The organism is Burkholderia cepacia, assembly GCF_001039005.1.
GTDB classification, from domain to species: Bacteria; Pseudomonadota; Gammaproteobacteria; order Burkholderiales; family Burkholderiaceae; genus Burkholderia; species Burkholderia theae.
In genome coordinates, this window is the sequence record NZ_LDWR01000033.1 from 38,214 (window position 1) to 60,820 (window position 22,607).

16 protein-coding genes are annotated in these 22,607 nt (G+C 66.8%); 5 read left to right on the top strand and 11 right to left on the bottom strand.

Annotation, left to right across the window (positions count from 1 at the left end):
* Positions 1–4: 4 nt before the first annotated feature.
* Complete coding sequence (locus tag VL15_RS42050; RefSeq protein ID WP_155420259.1) at positions 5–241, top strand: hypothetical protein; 237 nt, start codon at positions 5–7, stop codon at positions 239–241.
* Between the two features lie 155 nt (positions 242–396).
* Here the strand turns inward: VL15_RS42050 and VL15_RS19400 are convergent, their stop codons facing one another.
* Positions 397–1,065 carry a TetR/AcrR family transcriptional regulator gene (locus VL15_RS19400; protein WP_048247886.1) on the bottom strand — a complete coding sequence of 223 codons (669 nt, stop codon included), beginning with the start codon at positions 1,063–1,065 and terminating at the stop codon, positions 397–399.
* 120 nt (positions 1,066–1,185) lie between these two features.
* Here VL15_RS19400 and VL15_RS19405 point away from each other — a divergent pair, with 120 nt between their 5' ends.
* Entirely contained in the window at positions 1,186–2,838 is a 1,653-nt protein-coding gene (locus VL15_RS19405) for an acyl-CoA dehydrogenase family protein (RefSeq protein WP_048247888.1), read from the top strand.
* A gap of 46 nt (positions 2,839–2,884) precedes the next feature.
* Positions 2,885–4,396 carry a class I adenylate-forming enzyme family protein gene (locus VL15_RS19410; protein WP_048247890.1) on the top strand — a complete coding sequence of 504 codons (1,512 nt, stop codon included), beginning with the start codon at positions 2,885–2,887 and terminating at the stop codon, positions 4,394–4,396.
* A 108-nt stretch (positions 4,397–4,504) separates the two neighbouring features.
* On the opposite strand, the gene VL15_RS19415 is transcribed toward VL15_RS19410, so the two are convergent.
* The 4 genes from VL15_RS19415 to hemE all read right to left on the bottom strand — a co-directional run bounded on the left by VL15_RS19415 (position 4,505) and on the right by hemE (position 13,845).
* Positions 4,505–5,644 carry a branched-chain amino acid ABC transporter substrate-binding protein gene (locus VL15_RS19415; protein WP_048247892.1) on the bottom strand — a complete coding sequence of 380 codons (1,140 nt, stop codon included), beginning with the start codon at positions 5,642–5,644 and terminating at the stop codon, positions 4,505–4,507.
* A gap of 84 nt (positions 5,645–5,728) precedes the next feature.
* Positions 5,729–9,661, bottom strand: coding sequence for a trifunctional transcriptional regulator/proline dehydrogenase/L-glutamate gamma-semialdehyde dehydrogenase (putA, locus tag VL15_RS19420; RefSeq protein ID WP_048247894.1), 3,933 nt, complete (start codon positions 9,659–9,661; stop codon positions 5,729–5,731).
* A gap of 379 nt (positions 9,662–10,040) precedes the next feature.
* On the bottom strand, positions 10,041–12,302 hold the full coding sequence (locus VL15_RS19425; protein ID WP_048247896.1) for a primosomal protein N': 2,262 nt from the start codon (positions 12,300–12,302) through the stop codon (positions 10,041–10,043).
* Between the two features lie 448 nt (positions 12,303–12,750).
* On the bottom strand, positions 12,751–13,845 hold the full coding sequence (hemE, locus tag VL15_RS19430; RefSeq protein ID WP_329955954.1) for a uroporphyrinogen decarboxylase: 1,095 nt from the start codon (positions 13,843–13,845) through the stop codon (positions 12,751–12,753).
* 148 nt (positions 13,846–13,993) lie between these two features.
* Between hemE and VL15_RS19435 the strand changes: the two genes are divergently transcribed.
* Complete coding sequence (locus VL15_RS19435; protein WP_048247900.1) at positions 13,994–14,794, top strand: transporter substrate-binding domain-containing protein; 801 nt, start codon at positions 13,994–13,996, stop codon at positions 14,792–14,794.
* Between the two features lie 279 nt (positions 14,795–15,073).
* Positions 15,074–15,229: a hypothetical protein gene (locus VL15_RS42740; RefSeq protein ID WP_196319601.1), complete on the top strand. Its 156-nt coding sequence runs from the start codon at positions 15,074–15,076 to the stop codon at positions 15,227–15,229.
* Between the two features lie 295 nt (positions 15,230–15,524).
* Here VL15_RS42740 and VL15_RS19440 read toward each other — a convergent pair whose 3' ends face one another.
* The 6 genes from VL15_RS19440 to VL15_RS19465 form a co-directional block, all read right to left on the bottom strand.
* On the bottom strand, positions 15,525–17,252 hold the full coding sequence (locus VL15_RS19440; RefSeq protein ID WP_048247905.1) for an AMP-binding protein: 1,728 nt from the start codon (positions 17,250–17,252) through the stop codon (positions 15,525–15,527).
* 243 nt (positions 17,253–17,495) lie between these two features.
* Positions 17,496–17,921, bottom strand: a complete 426-nt coding sequence (locus VL15_RS19445) for a F0F1 ATP synthase subunit epsilon (protein WP_048247907.1) — start codon at positions 17,919–17,921, stop codon at positions 17,496–17,498.
* Between the two features lie 148 nt (positions 17,922–18,069).
* On the bottom strand, positions 18,070–19,464 hold the full coding sequence (atpD, locus tag VL15_RS19450) for a F0F1 ATP synthase subunit beta (RefSeq protein WP_048247909.1): 1,395 nt from the start codon (positions 19,462–19,464) through the stop codon (positions 18,070–18,072).
* A gap of 66 nt (positions 19,465–19,530) precedes the next feature.
* Entirely contained in the window at positions 19,531–20,406 is an 876-nt protein-coding gene (gene atpG / locus VL15_RS19455) for a F0F1 ATP synthase subunit gamma (protein WP_048247911.1), read from the bottom strand.
* Positions 20,407–20,477: 71 nt separating this feature from the next.
* Positions 20,478–22,019, bottom strand: coding sequence for a F0F1 ATP synthase subunit alpha (gene atpA / locus VL15_RS19460; RefSeq protein WP_048247913.1), 1,542 nt, complete (start codon positions 22,017–22,019; stop codon positions 20,478–20,480).
* Positions 22,020–22,067: 48 nt separating this feature from the next.
* Complete coding sequence (locus tag VL15_RS19465) at positions 22,068–22,607, bottom strand: F0F1 ATP synthase subunit delta (RefSeq protein ID WP_048247914.1); 540 nt, start codon at positions 22,605–22,607, stop codon at positions 22,068–22,070.

The following is a 22,607-nucleotide window of genomic DNA, read 5'->3' on the forward strand; positions in this document are numbered from 1 at the left end:
CGTCATGGCGGCCATGCATTTTTCTCATGCTGCCCGGTGTGAAGCATGCATCGACAAGACCGACCTGCCGGCCCGATATGCGAATCAGGCATTACCCCTAGGGCCTGTTCACGCTAATAACGGGCTTGCGCTGGCCACCAGAAGGGCCGAGCGCAAGGAATGCGACGAAGCGAATACTCGACGTATTCGCGAGGAGTATGACGCGGCGATCGGCCCTTCTGGTGGCCAGCCCCACGAATGAATTTTTCCAAACAGGGGAACGTGCCTTGCCGGCCGCACTGCGGCGTCGATCGTCGCTTGTTTGGCTCGGCCAAACGGCGCTCCTCACTCCTTACATTGCAACCGGCAAGGCACGTTCGCAAGCCCGTTATTAGCGGGAACAGGCCCTAGGGCATGCTACCGGCCCGCCGCCGCCAGATACGCAAGCAGCACGGCCCGCAGTTCGCCGCGCAACGCGGCCATGTCGAGCGCGGGCCCGAGCGTCAGCAACGCCTGCGAGAGGCCGCCGTAGCAGACCGTGTGCGCCATCCGCGCAAGCCCGTCGAGCCGCGCGGCCGGCGGCGGATCGGCCGCGTGCGCGAGCGCGTCGCGCCACAGCGCGACATACGCGTCGTAGTGCCGGCGGTAGGCGGCGAGCGGCGACACCTGCCGCTCCAGCGCGAACAGCGCGCTCCACAGCGCCGCGTCGGCGCCGATCGCGTCGACCTGCAGGTCGACAAGCGCCATGGCGAGTTCGGCCCGCGGCGCACCGCGCAACCGCTGCGCCCTATCGCGCAGCCGGTCGGCCATCGCCAGCACGTACCGGTGGATGCAGAGCGCCGCGAGGCTCTGCTTGTCGCCGAAATACTCGTAGAAGGTGCCGACGCTCACGCCCGCGACAGCCGCGATCTCGCGGATCGTCGCCTTCACGTAGCCGCGTTCGAGCAAAAGCTGAACGAATGCCTGTTGCAGCGCATCGGAACTCGCCTGCGCGCGCGACTGGCGCGGCCGGCGGCGCAACGCGGGCGCGGGTTGCGCCGCCGGCTGGCCGGGCGGCGCCGGAACCTGAACATGTCGCGGCGGCATATTTGCTACTCTGAAATCAGCAGGGAATGCGTTTTACCGGGAGCCGGAACCAGCGCCGCAGCGCCACCCGTGTTGGATGACGCCGGCCGCCCGCGAAGCATGAGACCGGAGACCACCTCGATGACCGAATCGACTCACGCCGTCACGAACCAGTTCGACGAACTGACCGACTATAACCTCTTCGCGACGGACGTCGCGCTGCGCGACGCACTCGCCCGCGCGGGCGCCGACTGGGCCATGCCGCAACTCGACGCGTACGGTGCGCGGCTCGGCAGCGCCGACACCGCGCGGCTCGCCGACGAAGCGAACCAGCACACGCCGGAACTGCACACGTTCGACCGGCGCGGCCGGCGCATCGACCGCGTCGACTTCCACCCGGCATGGCACACGCTGCTCGGCCAGTACCGCCACGAAGGCTTCGTGTCGCTCGCGTTCCGCGAGTCGCGCCGCGGCCGCTGGGCCGCGACCGCCGCCGGCTTCTACCTGCATGGTCAGATCGAGGCCGGCACGCTGTGCCCGGCGACGATGACGCAGGCCGCGATCCCCGTACTGCAGAAGGAGCCCGCGCTGTGGAACCTGCTGCGCGACAAGCTCTACAGCGACGACTACGATCCGCGCGACGTGCCGGTCGCCGACAAGCGCGCGATCTGGTTCGGCATGGGGATGACCGAGAAACAGGGCGGCTCCGACGTGCGCGCGAACACGACGCTCGCGACCGCCGTCGGCGCGGGCGGGCGCGGCGGCGAATACCGGCTGCGCGGCCACAAGTGGTTCTTCTCCGCGCCGATGTGCGATGCGCACCTCGTCGTCGCGCACACCGAAGGCGGCAGCCCGTCGTGCTTCTACGTGCCGCGCTGGCGGCCGGACGGCACGAAGAACGCGGTCGAGATCCAGCGGCTGAAGAACAAGGTCGGCAACCGCAGCAACTCGAGCAGCGAGATCGAGCTGAACGACGCGTGGGGGATCATGCTCGGCGACGAAGGCCGCGGCATTCCGACCATCATCGAGATGGCCACCTACACGCGGCTGAACTGCGTGCTCGGCAGCGCGGCGATGCTGCGCCAGGGTGTCGTGCAGGCGATCGCGTACACGCGCCAGCGTCACGCGTTCGGCCGCGCGCTCGCCGAGCAGCCGCTGATGCGCACCGTGCTCGCCGATCTCGCGCTCGAAAGCGAAGCCGCGCTCGTGCTCGCGATGCGCCTCGCCGACGCGTTCGAGCGCGACGACTCGCCGCGCGAACGCGCATGGAAGCGGATCGTCACGCCCGCCGCGAAATTCTGGGTCTGCAAGCGCGCGGTCGAGCTGACCGGCGAGGTGATGGAAGTGTTCGGCGGCAACGGTTATGTCGACGACGGCCCGATCGCGCGGCTGTTCCGCGAGGCGCCCGTCAACTCGATCTGGGAAGGCTCGGGCAACGTGATGTGTCTCGACGTGCTGCGCGCGGTATCGCGCGAGCCCGACGCGGCCGCCGCGCTGTTCGCCGAGCTCGCCGACCTCGGCGCGGGCGAGCCGCGCATCCGCGCGGCGCTCGACGCGCTGCGCGCGATGCTCGGCGCGCCCGCCGACACGCTGGAGGCATCGGGCCGCGTGTTCGCGCAGCGGCTCGCGCTCGTCGCGCAGGCGTGCCTGCTGCGCCGCGATGCGCCGGCGGCCGTCGCCGACGCGTTCGTCGCGACGCGGCTCGCCGCACCCGACTGGGGCCGCATCGCGGGTGGCTTCGACCCGCACGCGATCGACGTCGCCGCGTTGCTGCAGCGCGCGTATCCCGCCTGACGAACGCCCGTTCGTTCGCCTTCGTTCGCCCCGCCCGGAGCCCCCGATGAACCTCGTCGCCGCCCTCGACCGCGCCGCCCGCGCGACGCCCGACAAGCCGTTCCTCGTCAGCGAATCCGCGACGATCACCTATGCGGCCGCGCGCGAGCGCTCGCACCGCGCGGCCGGCGTGCTGAGCGCGCTCGGGATCGCGGCCGGCGATCGCGTCGCCGCGATGTGCTTCAACACGCCGGCGTTCGTCGACCTGATGTTCGGCGCGTGGCGGCTCGGCGCGACGTTCGTGCCGATCAACCACAAGCTGCAGGCGCCGGAAGTCGACTACGTGCTCGAACACAGCCGCAGCAAGGCGCTCCTGTTCGACGTGACGCTCGCGCCGGTGCTCGAACGCATCGTGCATCCCGCGCGGCGGCTCGTGACCGAAGGCGAGCTCGACGGCGTGCCATCCTTCGACACGATGTGCGCAACGATGGACGGCCTCACGGGCATCGATCCCGCCGACGGCGACATCGCACAGATCCTCTACACGTCCGGCACGACCGGCCGCCCGAAAGGTTGCGTGCACAGCCACCGCACCGTGACGCTCGCGGCGATGTCGGCGGCGCTCGCGATCGGCATCGGCCGCCATGAGCGCACGCTGATGGCGATGCCGATCTGGCATTCGTCGCCGCTCAACAACTGGTTCGGCGGCACGCTGTATGCGGGCGGCACCGTCGTGCTGCTGCGCGAATACCATCCGCTGCGCTTCCTGCAGGCCATCGAGCGCGAGCGCGTGACGCTGTATTTCGGTGCGCCGGTGTCGTACACGCTGCCGCTCGACACGGTCGACGGCTTCGCCGCATTCGACCTGTCGAGCGTGCGCGCGTGGCTGTACGGCGGCGGCCCGATCGGCGCCGCGCAGGCCGAGCGGCTCGCACGCGCATATCGCAGCGATGCGTTCTTCCAGGTGTACGGGATGACGGAAACGGGGCCGGCCGGCTCGACGCTGTATCCGGACGAGCAGGTCGCGAAGGCCGGTTCGATCGGCCGCCACGGCGGCCCGGGCGTCGACCTGCGCGTCGTGCGGATGGACGGCATCGAAGCACGCCCGGGCGAGACCGGCGAAATCTGGCTGAAGGCCGACAGCATGATGCTCGGTTATCTCGACGACGCGGCCGCGACGCGCGCCGCGTTCGCGCCGGACGGCTGGTATCGCACCGGCGACATCGCACGGATCGATCAGGATGGCTATCTGTTCATCGTCGACCGGCTGAAGGACATGATCGTGACGGGCGGCGAGAACGTCTATTCGAAGGAAGTGGAGGACGTGCTCGGCGCGCACCCGGACATCGCCGAAGCGGCCGTGGTCGGCGTCCCGCATCCCGACTGGGGCGAGACGGTCGTCGCGCACGTCGTGCCGCGTACGGGCACGGTGCCCGACGCGGACGCGCTGCGCGCGTTCTGCGGCGAACGGCTCGCCGCGTACAAGATCCCGCGCGAGTTCGTGTTCGCGCAGGCGCTGCCGCGCACGCCGACGGGCAAGCTGCAGAAGTTCCTGCTGCGCGTGCGCAAGGACGACTAGCGACCGCTCGCGCAGATGAAAAAAGCCACCGGGCCGTCGGGCCCGGTGGCTTTTTCACTTGATCGACCGGGCAGCGACACGCGCCGCCGCCCGCGATTCAAAGGCTGCTTACTTGCCGCCGATGCTCTTCAGCGGCTTCCACTCACCCTTCTCGACCTTGTACATCGTGATACCGCCGTTCTTCAGGTCGCCCTTCGCGTCATACGCGACGTGCGTCGACGTGACGCCCGCCATGTCGCTCTTCGCGAGCACCGGCAGGTACTTCGCCGGGTCGGTCGAATCGGCCTTCTTCATCGCGTTGAGCATCGCCATCGCGCCGTCGTATGCGTACGGCGAGTAGGTCTGCACGTCTTCGCCGAAGCGCTTCTTGTACTTGTCGGCGTACGTCTTGCCGCCAGGCATCTCTTCGAGCGGGAGACCGGCCAGCGACGCGATCGTGCCTTCCGACGCGTTGCCCGCGATCTTCAGGAACGTCGGCGTCTTCACCATTTCGCCGCTCATCAGCGGTGCCGTGATGCCCAGCGTCTTCATCTGCTTGACCATCGGCGCTGCCTGCGAATCCGCGCCGCCGTAGTAGACGAGGTCCGGCTTCACGGACTTCAGCTTGGTCAGGATCGCCTTGAAGTCGACAGCCTTGTCGTTCGTGAATTCACGGTCGACGATCGTTGCGCCGCCGGCCTTCGCGGCCTTCTCGAACTGGTCGGCGAGACCCTGGCCATAGGCCGTGCGGTCGTCGACGATTGCGATCTTCTTCATGCCGAGATCCTTCGACGCGAACGTGCCCGCTACCGAGCCCTGCTGCGTGTCGGACGTCATCATGCGGAAGGTCGTCTTGTAACCTTGCTGCGTGTATTCCGGCGCCGTCGCCATCGCGATTTCCGGAATGCCCGCGTTCGCGTAGATGCGCGAAGCCGGAATCGTCGTGCCCGAGTTGAAGTGGCCGAGCATGCCCTTGATGCCGTCGTCGACCAGCTTCTGCGCAACCGTCGTGCCCGTGCGCGGGTCAGCCTGGTCGTCCTGCGTGCTCAGCACGAACTTCACCGGCTTGCCGCCGATCTTCGGGTTCGTCGCGTTGAAATCTTCCAGCGCGAGCACGATCCCGTTCTGCATATCCTTGCCGTAGTGCGCCTGCGCACCCGTCATCGGCCCTGCGTAACCGATCTTCACGTCATCTGCATGGGCCGTCCCCGCCAGCGACATGACGGCGACAAACGTCGCGCCTGCCAGCTTTTTCATCGTGTGTTGCATAGCATCTCCTTGGTACCAGGGTAAATGGAGCGGCTTCGGGATCGCCTTGCCGCTTCCTTTGTTTGATCCGAACGGCAAGGATGATCAGCCGATCGTCATCAAATTCGCATTGCCGCCCGCCGCGGCCGTATTCACGCTCACCGAGCGCTCCGTCAGCAGCCGCTCGAGCGCGTAGTCTTCCGCGTCGCCGTTCTCGAACGCGCCCACCGACACGCCCTGCACCGACACGATCGGGCCCGGCCGCTGCGCGACGTCCTTCACGAGCGTCTGCAGTTCGTCGCTGTCGCCTTCGAACAGCACCGCATCGAACGCCGCGTCGGCCTGCTTGCGCACGACCGCGTGCGTCTTCAGCGACGCCGGCAGCGCGGCGACGAGCGCCTCGCCCGCCGCGCCGGCGAACAGTGCGCGGTTACCGGTCGCCAGCACCGCGGCGAACTGCGCGCGCGCGCCGCCCGGCGTCGCCGCGACACACAGCACCGTGCCGCGCGGGCCGAGTGTATACGTGTTTCGCTCGCCCGTCGGCCCGGTCAGCACCGCGGTTGCACCGGCCGGCACCTGTGCGAGATAACCGTCGCAACGCGCGGCCAGCACCGGCTCGCGCTGCTCGATCAGCCAGTCGCGCAGCGTGGTGAGCGCCGCCGCCGGGTTGCCGCGTGCATCGCCTTCGACTGCGCCGTCCGCCACCAGCGCCTGCGCGAGCGTGCGCGGCAGGCCCGACGGACGCGTCGCGAGCAGGCGCTGCAGGTACAGCGCGCCGCCGGCCTTCGGGCCCGTGCCCGACAGCCCTTCGCCGCCGAACGGCTGCACGCCGACCACCGCGCCGATCACGTTGCGGTTCACGTAGATGTTGCCCACGTGCGCATTCGAGATCACGTGCGCGATCGTCTCGTCGATCCGCGTGTGGATGCCGAGCGTCAGGCCGTAGCCGGTCGCGCGGATCTGTTCCAGCAGCTTGTCGAGCTGGCTGCGGCGGTAGCGCACCACGTGCAGCACGGGGCCGAACACTTCGCGCTTCAGCTCGTCGATGCTGCCGATCTCGATCAGCGTCGGCGGCACGAACGTGCCGTGCGTGCAAGCTTCGGGCGCCGGCAGTTGCGTGACCGCGTGGCCCTTGTCCTTCATCGTCGCGACGTGCGTGTCGATCGTCTGTTTCGCTTCGCCGTCGATCACCGGGCCGACGTCCGTCGACAGCCGGTCGGGGTTGCCGAGCGCCAGTTCGTGCATCGCGCCCTTGAGCATCGTCAGCGTGCGGTCCGCGACATCGTCCTGCAGACACAGAACGCGCAGCGCCGAACACCGTTGACCGGCCGAGTCGAACGACGACTGCATCACGTCCGCGACGACCTGCTCCGCGAGCGCCGACGAATCGACGATCATCGCGTTCTGGCCGCCCGTTTCGGCGATCAGCGGAATCGGCTTGCCGTCCGGGTCGAGGCGTGCCGACAACGTCTTGTTGATCAGGCGCGCGACTTCGGTCGAGCCCGTGAACATCACGGCACGCGTGCGCGGATCGGCGACCAGCGCCGCGCCGACGGTCTCGCCGTCGCCCGGCAGCAGTTGCACCGCGCCGGCCGGCACGCCGGCCTCGCGCAGCAGGCGCACGGCCTGCGCGGCGATCAGCGGCGTCTGTTCGGCCGGCTTCGCGAGCACCGTGTTGCCGGCTGCCAGCGCTGCCGCCACCTGGCCCATGAAGATCGCGAGCGGGAAGTTCCATGGGCTGATGCAGACCACGGGGCCGAGCGGGCGATGCGTGTCGTTCGAGAATTCCTCGCGGATCTGCGCGGCGTAGTAGCGCAGGAAGTCGACCGCTTCGCGGATCTCGGCGATCGCGTTCGGCAGCGACTTGCCGGCTTCGCGCACGATCAGGCCCATCAGCGTGTGCATCTGCGCTTCGAGCAGGTCGGCCGCGCGCACCAGGCAATCGGCGCGTGCATCGACCGGCGTCGCCTGCCAGATCGGCGCGGCAGCCACCGCGTGCGCAAGCGCCGCGCTCACGTGCTCGGCCGTCGCTTCGCTGACCGTGCCGACCGTGTCGCGCTGGTCGGCCGGGTTGCGCACGTCGCGGGCCGGTGCGTCGGCGAGCGTGTCGTCGGCGAGCATCGGCGCCGCGCGCCACGGGAAATGCGCGCTCGCGAGCAGCGCGGACGACAGCGATGCGAGACGGTGTTCGTTCGACAGGTCGAGGCCCATCGAGTTGGGCCGCTCGTCACCGTACAGGTTGCGCGGCAGCGGGATCTTCGCGTGCGGCGCGCCGAGCGGCACGACTTTCGACGCTTCATCGACCGGATCGGCGACCAGTTCCTTCACCGGCACCGCTTTATCGGCGATGCGGTTCACGAACGACGTGTTCGCGCCGTTTTCCAGCAGGCGGCGCACCAGGTACGCGAGCAGCGTTTCGTGCGTGCCGACCGGCGCGTAGACGCGGCACGGACGGTTCAGCTTGTCGCGGCCCGTGACTTCCTCGTACAGCGGCTCGCCCATCCCGTGCAGGCACTGGAATTCGTACTGGCCCGGGTAGTAGTTCTGGCCCGCGAGCTGGTAGATCGCGGCCAGCGTGTGCGCGTTGTGCGTCGCGAACTGCGGATAGACGGCGTCGGGCGCCGCGAGCAGCTTCTTCGCGCATGCAAGGTACGACACGTCCGTGTAGATCTTGCGCGTATAGACAGGATAGCCTTCGAGGCCGTCGACCTGTGCACGCTTGATCTCGCTGTCCCAGTACGCGCCCTTCACGAGGCGGATCATCAGGCGGTGACGGCTGCGGCGCGCGAGATCGATCAGGTAGTCGATCACGAACGGGCAGCGCTTCTGGTAGCCCTGCACGACGAAGCCGATGCCGTTCCAGCCCGCGAGATCCGGATCGAAGCACAGTGCCTCGAGCAGGTCGAGCGACAGTTCGAGGCGGTCGGCCTCCTCGGCATCGATGTTCAGGCCGATGTCGTAGCGGCGCGCCAGCAGCGCGAGCGCGCGCACGCGCGGCAGCAGCTCGATCATCGTGCGGTCCTGCTGCGAGCGCGAGTAGCGCGCGTGCAGCGCCGACAGCTTGATCGAGATGCCCGGGCCTTCGTAGATGCCGCGGCCGCCGGCCGCCTTGCCGATCGCGTGGATCGCCTGCTCGTACGACGCGTAGTAACGCTGCGCGTCCTCTTCGGTCGTCGCCGCTTCGCCGAGCATGTCGTACGAGTAGCGGAAGCCGCGCGCTTCGTACTTGCGGCTGTTCGCGAGCGCTTCGGAAATCGTCTCGCCGGTGACGAACTGCTCGCCCATCAGGCGCATCGCCATGTCGACGCCCTTGCGAATCAGCGGTTCGCCGCCGCGGCCGATCAGGCGCGTGAGCGCCGACGACAGGCCCGCTTCGCTGTTGGTCGTCACGAGCTTGCCCGTGATCATCAGCCCCCAGGTCGCCGCGTTGACGAACAGCGACGGCGCGTGGCCGACGTGCGAACGCCAGTCGCCCTTGCTGATCTTGTCGCGGATCAGCGCATCGCGCGTCGCGCGGTCGGGAATGCGCAGCAGCGCTTCGGCGAGGCACATCAGCGCGACACCTTCCTGGCTCGACAGCGAGAACTCGTGGATCAGCCCTTCGACGCCGCCGCCGGAGCTCTTCTCGCGCAACGCTTCGACGAGCCTGGTCGCGAGCGCCTGCACGTCCGCCTGCAGGTTCGCGGGCAAACGTGCCTGGCCGAGCAGGAACGGCACGCATTCCGGCTCAGGGCGGCGGTATGCGGCCGTGATCGCCGCGCGCAGTACCGATTGCGGCTGCACGTTCTGCGCGAACTCGAGGAACGGATGCGGCGAGTTGTCGTCGTCGCCGTCCGCGGCCTGGCCGTCGGCGAGCTCCGTGACGCCGCTGTGGCCCGACAGTTCGGGCGGCAACTGACCGTGCTCGATCCGCTCGAGATACGCGAAGATCGCCTGCTTGATCAGCCAGTGGGGGGTGCGCTCGAGACGCGCGGCAGCGTCCTTGAGGCGCGAGCGGAGAAGATCGTCGACTTTGACGCCGAGAGTCGTGCTTGCCATGGTGGGTTCGTGCGCCGGTGCGAGCCCGGCAATGTGGTGTGAGAGGATGCGCGAAATCCTACGGCACGCAATAAAAAGGTGCAACCAAATTGAGAGATAGGTTGCACCCTTTGGATAGTCAATATAATCAGCCACTTACACGGTTGCAACCTAGGGGTTGCCCGTGGTCGGCGGATCGGTGTTTTCCCTGAGCGGGCCGGTTTGACACGCGTGGGCAACCCGCGGTGTGTGCGGAAGCGGAACAAAACGGGTTGCACTGGGCGTGCCGGCGGGTGCGGCGCCGGGTTGCGGGCGCGCGACGAGAGACCGTTCGAGGGTGCCCGGCGGTTTGGGCGTCAACACCGGGCAGCGCGCCGCGCGATGGCCGCGCGGGCGCCGCTCAGATATCCAGCGGATCGACTTCGACGCTCCACCGCAGCACGCCCTTCAGCGCGCGCAGCTCCGGCTGCCACGCGCGCAGCGCATGCTGCAGCGCCGCCCGCGACGCGCTTTCGAGCAGCAACTGCGCGCGGTGGACGTTCGCGACCTTGACGATCGTCATCGGCACCGCGTCGTACACGGTCACGCGATCGGCGCCCGGCAGCCCCGGCAACGCGGCCGCGGCCTGCAGCAGGAACGCGAGCGCCGCGTCGAGCGTGCGTCCTTCGGCGCGCAGCAGCGCCTGGTAGACGAACGGCGGCAGGTGCGCGTCGCGGCGCTCGCCGAGCGTCGAATTCGCGAAGCCGATGTAATCCTGCCGCCCGAGTGCGTGGTACAGCGCGTGACGCGGGTAACGCGTCTGCACGAGCACCTCGCCCGGCAGCCCGGCGCGTCCCGCGCGGCCGCTCACCTGCATCAGCTGCGCGAACAGCCGCTCGCTCGCGCGGAAGTCGTGCGAGAACAGCGCGGTGTCGGCATTGAGCACGCCGACGAGCGACACGCGCTGGAAGTCGTGGCCCTTCGCGATCATCTGCGTGCCGACGAGGATATCGACCTCGCCCGCGTGCACATCGGAAAAAAGCGCCTGAGCGCTGCCTTTGCGGCGCGTGCTGTCCGCGTCGATCCGCAGCACGCGCGCGCCCGGCACGGCCTCGGCGAGCGCCTCCTCGATGCGCTGCGTGCCGCGCCCGAGCGGCGCGATGTCGACGTTCCCGCATTCGGGGCACGACCGCGGAATGCGCGACTCCCAGCCGCAGTGATGACAGCGCAGCGCATGTTCGGGTTTGTGCAGCACGACGTACGCGCTGCAGCGCGGGCAACCCGCGACCCAGCCGCATGCGTCGCACGCGAGCTGCGGCGCGTAACCGCGCCGGTTCAGGAACACGAGGCTTTGTTCGCCGCGCTCGAGCCGCCCCTTCAACCCGGCGACGAGCGGCCCCGACAGCCCGCCCAACGACGCGCGCCCGCGCCGCCGTTCCTCTTCGAGATCGATCAGCCGCACGGTCGGCAGCGTCGCATCGGCCACCGCGCGGCGCGACAGCGTGAGCCGCGTGTAGCGGCCCTGCTCGGCCTGCCACCAGGTTTCGAGCGACGGCGTGGCCGAACCGAGCACGACCGTGATGCCGAGCTGCTTCGCGCGCCACACGGCGAGATCGCGCGCCGAATAGCGCAGCCCTTCCTGCTGCTTGTACGCAGGCTCGTGCTCCTCGTCGACGACGACCAGCGCGAGCGTCGGCATCGACGCGAGCACCGCGAGGCGCGTGCCGAGCACGATCCGCGCGCGGCCCGTATGCGCGGCGAGCCAGTTGCGCGCCCGTTCGCCCTCGGCGAGCCCGCTGTGCAGCGTGACGATCGCGTCGTCGGCGAGCGCCCCCGCGAAGCGCGCGCGAAACGCGGCCTCGAACTGCGGCGTCAGGTTGATTTCGGGGACGAGCACGAGCGCCTGCGCGTCCGGCCGCGCATCGAGCAGCGACGCGAGCGCATGCAGGTAGACCTCGGTCTTGCCGCTGCCCGTCACGCCGTGCAGCAGGAACGGCGCGAAGCCCTGCGCGGCGCGGATCGCGTCGAGCGCCTCGGCCTGCTGGTCGGTAAGTGCCGGCGGCACAGCTCGTCCACCGGTTGTCGACAGGTTATCCACAGCTTTGGGCACAGGCGTATCGGCCCAGCCGATCTCCTCGACGTCGACCCAACCGCGTGCCGCCCAGTCGTCGAGCGTCGCGGCCGCCTTCGGATGCAGCGCGCGCGCATCGGGCAACGCCAGCGAGCCGGTATCGACGAGCGCCTGCGCGAGCCGCCGCAGCGCGGCGCCGCGCGCGGGCAACGCGTCGGGCAGTGCCGCGCGGCCCGCGTCCGTCGGCCGGTAGCGCACCTCGGGCGCCAGCAGCCGCCCCCAGCGCCCGGCGTCGCGTAGCGCTTGCGGCAGCGCCGGCAGCGCGACCTCGCCGCGCCCGCGCTGATAATAATCGGCGGCGAACGACACGAGCGCGAGCCAGTCCGCCGACAACGGCGGCAGGTCGGAGCAGATCGCGTCGATCGCGCGCAGCCGCGACGGCGGCACGTCGGTGTGAGTCGTCACTTCGCAAACGAGCCCGACGGCCTGCCGCTTGCCGAACGGCACCTGCACGAGCGTGCCGGGCACGGGCGCCGGCTGCGCGTCGCAGCGGTAGTCGAACAGGGTCGCAAGCGGATGGTCGAGCGCGACGCGCAGGTAGGTGCCGTCCATCACGGCGCTCCGGCGGCGACACGCGCCGCGTGGACGGCTTGCATCCGCGTCCGCATCGCGGCAGCGAACTTAAAGTAAAACTTCAGATTCGGCGCTAAGTTTTGGATTCGCATTAGGAATCGCCGTATACCCTGCCCAGCCTGTGGATAACTTTGTTGAGAACTCGTCGCTCAATGGCCGCAACGCGCGCGGGGCCGTGCTTTCCGCCGTTTTTCGCCGCTTGTTGCGGCGCCCCGCGGAGCCTTATTCCATAAGGCTGCTATTCAAATTACCAGACCATAGCGAGACAAATTGACCGATACGGGGCTCTACCGCGCTGCAACGTGGAAAATGTGTATAAGTCAAGTCTTGACAAGCAACGAATCGGCAACCGGTGCGGGGTTGCGCCCTGTTTAGTTTCAAAAACGAAACACCGTCACCCTGCAGTGCAGCATGACGGCGCTTGCGTTCAGCCGGCGGCTCCGCTACGGATCGCGCGGCTGTGGTTGTGCACCTCGTCGACGAGTTCGGCGACGTGGTCGGGCGACGTGAATTGCGAGATGCCGTGCCCGAGGTTGAACACGTGGCCCGGATGGTTGCCGTAGCTGTCGAGCACCGCGCGCGCCTGTTCGCGCACCGCGGCCGGCGGCGCAAACAGGATCGTCGGGTCGAGGTTGCCCTGCAGCGCGACGCGCCCCGCGACGCGTTCGCGCGCGGCGCCGAGGTTGACCGTCCAGTCGAGCCCGACCGCGTCGACGCCGATCGCCGCGATTTCCTCGAGCCAAAGCCCGCCGCCCTTCGTGAACGTGATCACCGGCACGCGCTCGCCGTCGTGCTCGCGCTTGAGCTGCGCGACCACGCGGCGGATGTAGTCGAGCGAAAAGCGCTGGTACGCGCCGTCCGCCAGCGCGCCGCCCCACGTATCGAAGATCATCACGGCCTGCGCGCCCGCTTCGATCTGCGCGTTCAGGTACGCGGCCACCGCCTGCGCGTTCACGTCGAGGATCCGGTGCATCAGGTCGGGGCGCGAATACGCCATCGACTTCACCGTGCGGAAATCGTCCGACCCGCCGCCTTCGACCATGTAGCACGCGAGCGTCCACGGGCTGCCCGAGAAGCCGATCAGCGGCACGCGCTGGCGGCCCTGGCCATCGGTGAGCGCGCGGCGAATCTCGCGCACGGCGCCGGTCACGTAGCCGAGCGTCTCGTCGATGTCCGGTACCGCGAGTTTCGCGACGTCAGCCTCGGTGCGCACCGGGTGCGCGAACTTCGGCCCTTCGCCAACCTGGAAGTCGAGGCCGAGCCCCATCGCGTCCGGAATCGTCAGGATGTCCGAGAACAGGATCGCGGCGTCGAGCGGAAAGCGCTCGAGCGGCTGCAGCGTCACTTCGGTCGCGTAGTCGGGATTCTTCGCGAGACCGAGGAAGCTGCCGGCGCGCGTGCGCGTCGCGTTGTATTCGGGCAGGTAGCGGCCGGCCTGGCGCATCAGCCAGATCGGCGTGTAGTCGGTCGGCTCGCGCAGAAGCGCACGCAGGAAGGTGTCGTTGAGCAGGGTATGGGCCACGGTAGGAGCGACGATGCGAGAGCAAACCGGCATTTTACCGGACTGCCGCCGCCGGGCTGCGCATCCGACGCGATGGCGGCCATATGACGCGCGCGATGGCTCCGTTATGATCGGACGCTCATATCGAACGAAACGAAGGAGGAGACCGATGAAACCATTCGCCACGCTCGCCGCGGTCGCGTTGCTTTGCTGCGCCGCCGCGCACGCGCAGACCGGCGCGGGCGCCGCCGCGGCCGCACCGGGCGCCGGCTCGCGGCTCGACGACGTGCTCGCGCGCGGCGCGCTGCGCGTCTGCACGACGGGCGACTACAAGCCGTATTCGTACTACCGCGCGGACGGCCGCTTCGAGGGCATCGACATCGACATGGCCGAATCGCTCGCGAAGTCGCTCGGCGTGAAGACCGACTACGTGAAGACGAGCTGGTCGAACCTGACCGGCGATTTCGTCGCGAAGTGCGACATCGCGGTGGGCGGCATATCGACGACGCTCGAGCGCCAGAAGCGCGTGTTCTTCACGCGGCCGTACGTCGTCGACGGCAAGGCGCCGATCGCACGCTGCGCGGACGCCGACAAATACCAGACCGTCGCGCAGATCGACCGGCCCGAAACGCGCGCGATCGTGAACCCGGGCGGCACCAACGAGCGTTTCGCGAAGCAGTATTTCCCGCACGCGAACCTGACCGTCTATCCGGACAACGTGACGATCTTCAAGCAGATCCTCGCGGGCAAGGCCGACGTGATGGTGACGGATGCGTCCGAGACGCTGCTGCAGCAAAAGCTGAATCCGGGCCTGTGCTCGGTGCATCCGGACAAGCCGTTCCAGTTCGGCGAGAAGGCATACATGGTGCCGCGCGGCGATGTGGTGTTCCAGCAGTACGTCGACCAGTGGCTGCATCTCGCGCTGTCGACCGGCGAATATCAGGCAATTTCGGACAAGTGGCTGAAGTAAGCGAGCCGGTGCGCGGCGGCCGATAACGGGCACCGACCCCGTGGCCGCCGCCCGTAAAAGTAGCTGCGCGGCGGCGGCCGGCCGACCGCCGTTACACTTCGACGCCGCACGCCAGCGGCGAGAAACCCGCCCGAAACCGCCGAATTGGCCGAACGGCCGACTTCCGCGTATTCCAATCACGTTTCAAAATCTTTCCGACGAATGAATCGTCATGCGCGGTATCTGCCGCGCGGCGCACTTTCTCGCGTGCAAATAGGCAGTTCATCGAGCCTGATACGCATGAAAAACGCATCGTGCGCATGCGATGAAAACGCTGAGGAAAATATGGGTAAAAATGACCTTTTTCAGAATCCCGAAAACAGCAAAAAATCCCGGGAAGCCTTATCTGGCGGGCGTTACAACCTGAAACACTTTGTTACCGCGACGGGTCATTAATTCGCCCACAATGGCCTCAACGGTTTCAACACGGATGCGGTCTCGTGTGCCAAGTGTGAGCGGACGCGAAGCGCTGCGAGCCAGTCGGTCACGTACCGAAGCCCTTCCCAGGGGCATCCCTGTTGGAGTCGTTTCCGGCCCCCCGCCGGACTCGGTTTCATCTTTGGTCTCCTCGCGCTAACCCCGTAGCGTGTGGTTTTTAGCGGGCTAATAAGCCCGCTTTTTTTCGTCCATCGAAAACGCAATTGCCCGCAGGCCGTTGCGCTTTTTTTTGGCCGCCAGCCGCCAAGCCGATTTACGCGGTCTTCTGCACGTCGAGCTTCAGTTCCTCGATCATCCGGTCGCGCATTACGAACTTCTGCACCTTGCCCGTCACCGTCATCGGCAGCTCGTCGACGAAGCGGATATAGCGCGGAATCTTGTAGTGCGCGATCTGCCCGCTGCAGAACGCACGCACGTCGTCCTCGGTCATCTGCTCGTCCGCGCGCAGCACGATCCACGCGCACAGCTCCTCGCCGTATTTCGCATCGGGCACGCCGAACACCTGCGCGCTCTGGATCTTCGGATGCCGAAACAGGAATTCCTCGATCTCGCGCGGATAGACGTTCTCGCCGCCGCGAATCACCATGTCCTTCAGCCGGCCGACGATGTTGCAGTATCCGTCCGCGTCGAGCGTCGCGAGATCGCCCGTATGCATCCAGCCGTCGACCAGCACCTCGCGCGTCTTCGTGTCGTCGTCCCAGTAGCCGAGCATCACCGAATAACCCTTCGTGCACAGCTCGCCCGTCGCGCCGACCGGCACGATCTCGCCGCTCGGATCGACGATCTTCACTTCCAGATGCGGCTGGATGCGCCCGACCGTCGTCGTGCGCTTCTCGAGCGGATCGTCGGTCGAACTCTGGAACGACACGGGGCTCGTCTCCGTCATCCCGTACGCGATCGTGATCTCCGACAGGTGCATCTGCGACACGACGCGCTTCATCGTCTCGATCGGGCACGGCGAGCCGGCCATGATCCCGGTGCGCAGCGTCGACAGCTCGAAGGTTGCGAACTGCGGATGATCGAGCTCCGCGATGAACATCGTCGGCACACCGTGCAGCGCGGTGCAGCGCTCGTCGGCCACGGCCGCGAGCGTCGCGACCGGGTCGAATGCCTCGCCGGGGAACACCATCGCCGCGCCCTTCGACACGCAGGCGAGCACGGCCAGCACCATCCCGAAGCAGTGGTACAGCGGCACCGGAATGCACAGCGTGTCCTGCTCGGTGAAACGCATCGCCGTCGCGATCGAGCGCCCGTTGTTGACGACGTTGCGATGCGTGAGCGTCGCGCCCTTCGGGCTGCCGGTCGTGCCGCTCGTGAACTGGATGTTGATCGCGTCGGTGGACGTGAGCGTCGCGCCGATCGCATCGAGCAGCGCGGAATCGACCGCCTGGCGGCCGCGCGCCATCAGGTCCGCGAAACGGAACATGCCGGCCGGCGCGACGTCGCCCATCGACACGACCGTGCGCAGGCTCGGCACGCGTGCCGCATGCAGGTCGCCCGGCGTCGCGGTCGCGAGCTCCGGCGCGATGGTCTGCAGCATCTCGACGTATGCGGAAATCTTGAAGCGCTCGGCCGCGATCACGGCCTTGCAGCCGACCTTGTTCAGCGCGTATTCGAGCTCCGACAGCCGGTAGGCCGGATTGATGTTGACGAGCACCGCGCCGATACGGGCGGTCGCGAACTGCGTCAGCAGCCATTCGCTGCGGTTCGGCGACCAGATACCGACGCAGTCGCCCTTCACGATGCCGAGCGCGGCCAGGCCGGCCGCCAGCACGTCGACCTCGTTCGCGAACTCGCGCCAGGTCCAGCGCACCTGCTGCTCGCGGAACACGACGGCCAGGCGATCGGGAAAGCGGCCGGCCGTGTCGAGCAGGAAACGGCCGATGGTCGCTTCGGATAGCGGCACGTCGGTCGCGCCGCGCACGTAAGACAAGCCGTTTTCGGGCGCGATCAGCGCCGCTACGCCAAGGTCTGCTGCCATGAATGTCTCCGTCCTTTTTGTCTGATCGGCCCGTGCGCACTTCCGGCGCCCGCCTCCACCGCCGCGATCGCGACGGACAGCCTCACCGCGGATGATGACCCGCTCTGCTGACAACACTCTGACATCAAATCGCAGCGGACGGATGAAATAGCACGACCGGACGAAACGATCTGGCGCGCAAACGGCGGACGAAAAAAAAGCAGCCCGAAGGCTGCCTTTCTTTCGCGGGATACGCGGCGCGGCTCAGTGCCGGCTGCGAATCTTCGCCAGACGCTGGATCGCCTCGAGCTGCGCCATCGCGGTCGCGAGCTCGGATTGCGCTTTCGCGAGGTCGAGATCCGACTTCGCGTTCTGCAGCGTTTCCTCGGCGCGCTTGCGCGCTTCCTCGGCTTTCGCCGCGTCGAGGTCCTTGCCGCGGATCGCGGTATCGGCGAGCACCGTCACGGCACCCGGCTGCACTTCGAGAATGCCGCCCGCGACGAACACGAATTCGTCGTTGCCGCCCTCGACTTCGATGCGCACCGCACCCGGACGAATCCGCGTGATCAGCGGCGTGTGGCCCGGCAGAATGCCCAGTTCACCCGCTTCGCCCGGCAGCGCGACGAATTTCGCCTGGCCCGAGAAGATCTGCTCTTCCGCGCTGACGACGTCTACTTTGATGGTTGCCATATCGACTCCTGTCGGCGGGAGTGAGTGCTTTGGCACTTACCCCCGCCCCATGCCGCAGTTGGCAAGAGTTAGCGCCTCAGCACTGACTCTTGCCCTGCGGCGGTCGGCGGGAGTGAGCGCTTCAGCGCTTACTCCGATCACATGACCCTTACTGGATCTTCTTGGCCTTTTCGAAGGCTTCGTCGATCGTGCCGACCATGTAGAACGCCTGCTCCGGCAGGTGATCGCACTCGCCGTCGACGATCATCTTGAAGCCACGGATCGTTTCCTTCAGCGGCACGTACTTGCCCGGCGAGCCCGTGAACACTTCAGCAACGTGGAACGGCTGCGACAGGAAACGCTGGATCTTACGTGCACGTGCGACCGACAGCTTGTCTTCCGGCGACAGTTCGTCCATGCCCAGAATCGCGATGATGTCGCGCAGTTCCTTGTAGCGCTGCAGCGTCTGCTGAACGCGACGGGTGATCGTGTAGTGCTCTTCACCGATCACGTTCGGGTCGATCTGGCGCGACGTCGAGTCGAGCGGGTCGACCGCCGGGTAGATACCCAGCGAAGCGATGTCACGCGACAGAACGACGGTTGCGTCCAAGTGGCCGAAGGTCGTAGCCGGCGACGGGTCGGTCAAGTCATCCGCAGGGACGTACACGGCCTGGACCGACGTAATCGAGCCCTTCTTGGTCGACGTGATGCGCTCTTGCAGCTTGCCCATTTCTTCAGCCAGCGTCGGCTGATAGCCCACTGCCGACGGCATACGGCCGAGCAGTGCCGACACTTCGGTACCGGCCAGCGTGAAACGGTAGATGTTGTCGACGAAGAACAGCACGTCGAGGCCTTCGTCACGGAAGTGCTCGGCCATCGTCAGGCCGGTCAGCGCGACGCGCAGACGGTTGCCCGGCGGCTCGTTCATCTGGCCGTACACCAGCGCGACCTTGTCGAGAACGTTCGAGTCCTTCATTTCGTGGTAGAAGTCGTTCCCTTCACGGGTACGCTCGCCCACGCCCGCGAACACGGAGTAACCGCCGTGTTCCTTCGCGATGTTGTTGATGAGCTCCATCATGTTGACGGTCTTGCCCACGCCAGCACCACCGAACAGACCGACCTTGCCGCCCTTTGCGAACGGGCAGATCAGGTCGATGACCTTGATACCCGTTTCGAGCAGTTCGGTCGACGGCGACAGTTCGTCGAACGCCGGTGCCTTCTGGTGGATCGAGCGGGTGTGTTCGCTCTCGATCGGGCCAGCTTCGTCGATCGGACGGCCGAGCACGTCCATGATCCGGCCGAGGGTCGGCTTGCCGACCGGCACCGAGATCGGCTTCCGCGTGTTCTTCACCACCAGACCGCGGCGCAGGCCGTCGGATGCACCCAGACAGATGGTCCGGACCACGCCGTCGCCCAGCTGCTGCTGGACTTCGAGCGTCAGTTCCGAGCCATCGAGAATAAGCGCGTCGTAGATCTTCGGCATGCTGTCGCGCGGGAATTCCACGTCGATAACGGCGCCGATGCACTGTACGATCTTGCCTTCTACCAAAGCAGCAGTACTCATCGCTTTTCCTTTAAATACCTGATTCTTTACTCGCGCAAAGGCGCAGTTGTCGTCCCGGGCGCGCGCTTAAACAGCGGCTGCGCCGCCGACGATCTCCGACAGTTCTTTCGTAATCGCGGCCTGACGGCTCTTGTTGTACACGAGCTGCAGTTCGCTGATCACCGTCTTCGCGTTGTCGGACGCGGCCTTCATCGCGACCATGCGCGCCGATTGCTCGGACGCCATGTTCTCCGCGACGGCCTGGTACACCAGCGCCTCGACGTAACGCACGAGCAGTTCGTCGACGACTGCCTGCGCGTCCGGCTCGTAGATGTAGTCCCACGACGTCGACGGCGTGCCGTCATCCGTTTCGAAGTGTTCCGACGACAGCGGCAGCAGTTGCTCGATCACGGATTCCTGCTTCATCGTGTTGACGAAGCGCGTGTACGCGATATAGACCGCCGACAGCTTGCCTTCCGAGTACAGATCGAGCTGCGTCTTCACGGCGCCGATCAGCTTGTCCAGGTGCGGGGTGTCGCCGAGGTGCACGACCTGCGACATCACCTTCGCGCCGAAGCGGTTCAGGAACCCGAGGCCCTTGCTACCGATCGCGGTGGCTTCGACCTTCTGGCCCTTCTCTTCCAGCTCCTTGAACTTCTGCACCGTCGCACGCAGCACGTTGGTGTTCAGACCACCGCACAGACCCTTGTCCGTCGTGACAAGGATGATGCCGGCCGTGTTCACGCCTTCGTTCGCCACCATGAACGGGTGGCGGTACTCCGGGTTCGCGCGGCTCATGTGCGCGGCGATGGCACGGACCTTGTCCGCGTACGGACGCGCTGCGCGCATGCGTTCCTGCGCGCGGCGCATCTTCGATGCGGCCACCATCTCCATCGCCTTCGTGATCTTGCGCGTGTTTTGCACGCTCTTGATCTTGCCGCGAATTTCCTTCATTCCAGCCATAGCTTGCTCCTTGACCGAAGCGGCGCGGGCGCATCACGCAACCCGCGCGGCCTCAGTGTGTCACTCGCGGATCAATAGGCACCGGACTTCTTGAAGGATTCGATCGCCGCGCGCAGCGCGCCTTCGTCGTCCTTCGAGAGATCCTTGGTGTCTTCGATGCGCTTGATGAGGTCAGCGTGGCTGGTCTTCAGGTTGTCGCGCAGGCCCTTCTCGAACGCCAGCACTTGCTTGACGTCGAGGTCGTCGAGGTAGCCGTTGTTTGCGGCGTACAGCGACACGGCCAGTTCCCACACCTGCAGCGGCTGGTACTGCGGCTGCTTCAGCAGTTCCGTCACGCGGCGGCCACGCTCGAGCTGCTTGCGGGTCGCTTCGTCGAGGTCCGATGCGAACTGCGCGAATGCGGCGAGTTCACGGTACTGCGCGAGGTCGGTACGGATACCGCCCGACAGCTTCTTCACGACCTTCGTCTGAGCGGCGCCACCGACTCGCGACACCGACACGCCGGCGTTGATTGCCGGGCGGATGCCTGCGTTGAACAGGTCGGTTTCCAGGAAGATCTGGCCGTCGGTAATCGAGATCACGTTCGTCGGAACGAACGCGGTCACGTCGCCTGCCTGCGTTTCGATGACCGGCAGTGCCGTCAGCGAACCGCTCTTGCCCTTCACTTCGCCGTTCGTGAACTTCTCGACGTACTCTTCCGACACGCGAGCCGCACGCTCGAGCAGACGCGAGTGGAGATAGAACACGTCGCCCGGGTACGCTTCACGGCCCGGCGGGCGGCGCAGCAGCAGCGAGATCTGACGGTATGCCCAGGCTTGCTTGGTCAAGTCGTCATAAATGATCAGCGCGTCTTGGCCGCGGTCGCGGAAGTATTCGCCCATCGTGCAACCGGCGTACGGTGCCAGGTACTGCATTGCGGCGGAATCCGATGCCGAAGCGGAGACGACGATCGTGTATTCCATCGCGCCCGTTTCTTCGAGCTTGCGAACCACGTTCATGATCGACGAAGCCTTCTGGCCGATCGCGACGTAGATACAGATCAGGTCCTTGCCCTTCTGGTTGATGATCGCGTCGAGCGCCACCGCGGTCTTGCCGCACTGACGGTCGCCGATGATCAGCTCCCGCTGGCCACGGCCGATCGGCACCATCGCGTCGATCGACTTGATGCCCGTCTGCACCGGCTGCGACACCGACTTACGCCAGATCACGCCCGGAGCGATCTTTTCGATCGCGTCGGTCAGCTTTGCATTGACCGGGCCCTTGCCGTCGATCGGGTTGCCGAGCGCATCGACCACGCGGCCGATGAGTTCCGGACCAACCGGGACTTCCAGAATGCGGCCCGTCGTCTTGACGATGTCGCCTTCCGAGATGTGTTCGTATTCGCCGAGAATCACCGCGCCGACCGAGTCGCGCTCGAGGTTCAGCGCGAGGCCGAACGTGTTGCCCGGAAACTCGAGCATTTCGCCCTGCATCACGTCCGACAGGCCGTGGATACGCACGATACCGTCGGTCACGGAGATCACGGTGCCCTGGTTGCGAACGTCTGCGCTCGCTTCAAGGCCCTGGATCCGGCTCTTGATCAGCTCGCTGATCTCAGAGGGATTGAGTTGCATTATTCGCTCCTGATAGTCAATTCTGTTGCGTGCCGACTGCCTGGGCGCTCAAGCGCTCAAGGCTGTCTGCATGCTGGCGAGCCGCGCGCGGACCGAGGTATCGAGCACTTCGTCGCCGACCGTCACGCGCACGCCGCCGATCAGCGACGCATCGGTCTCGACCGTCGGCTTCAGTTTGCGCTTGAACTTGCGTTCGAGGCTGGCGATGAGGTCGGTGAGCTGTGCGCCTTCGAGCGGAAACGCGCTGACGATCTGCACGTCTGCCGCGCCTTCGCGCGCATTCTTCAGCTCGTCGAACTGCGTGGAGATTTCCGGCAGCAGCGCGATACGGTGATTTTCGACCAGCATCTGCACGAAGTTCTTCGCTTCCGCGCTGGTCGCGAGCGGCGATTTCACCGCGGCGAGCAGCAGCTCGTTGACCTGTGCGCGACTCACTTTCGGACTCGACGCGACAGACAGCACTTCGGGCAGGTGCGCAACCTGAGCCAGCTCTTGCACGAGCGTGGACCAGGCGGCGATATCACCACCCTCGGCCACGCGGAACAGCGCTTCTGCGTAAGGGCGGGCGATGGTTGCAAGTTCGGCCAT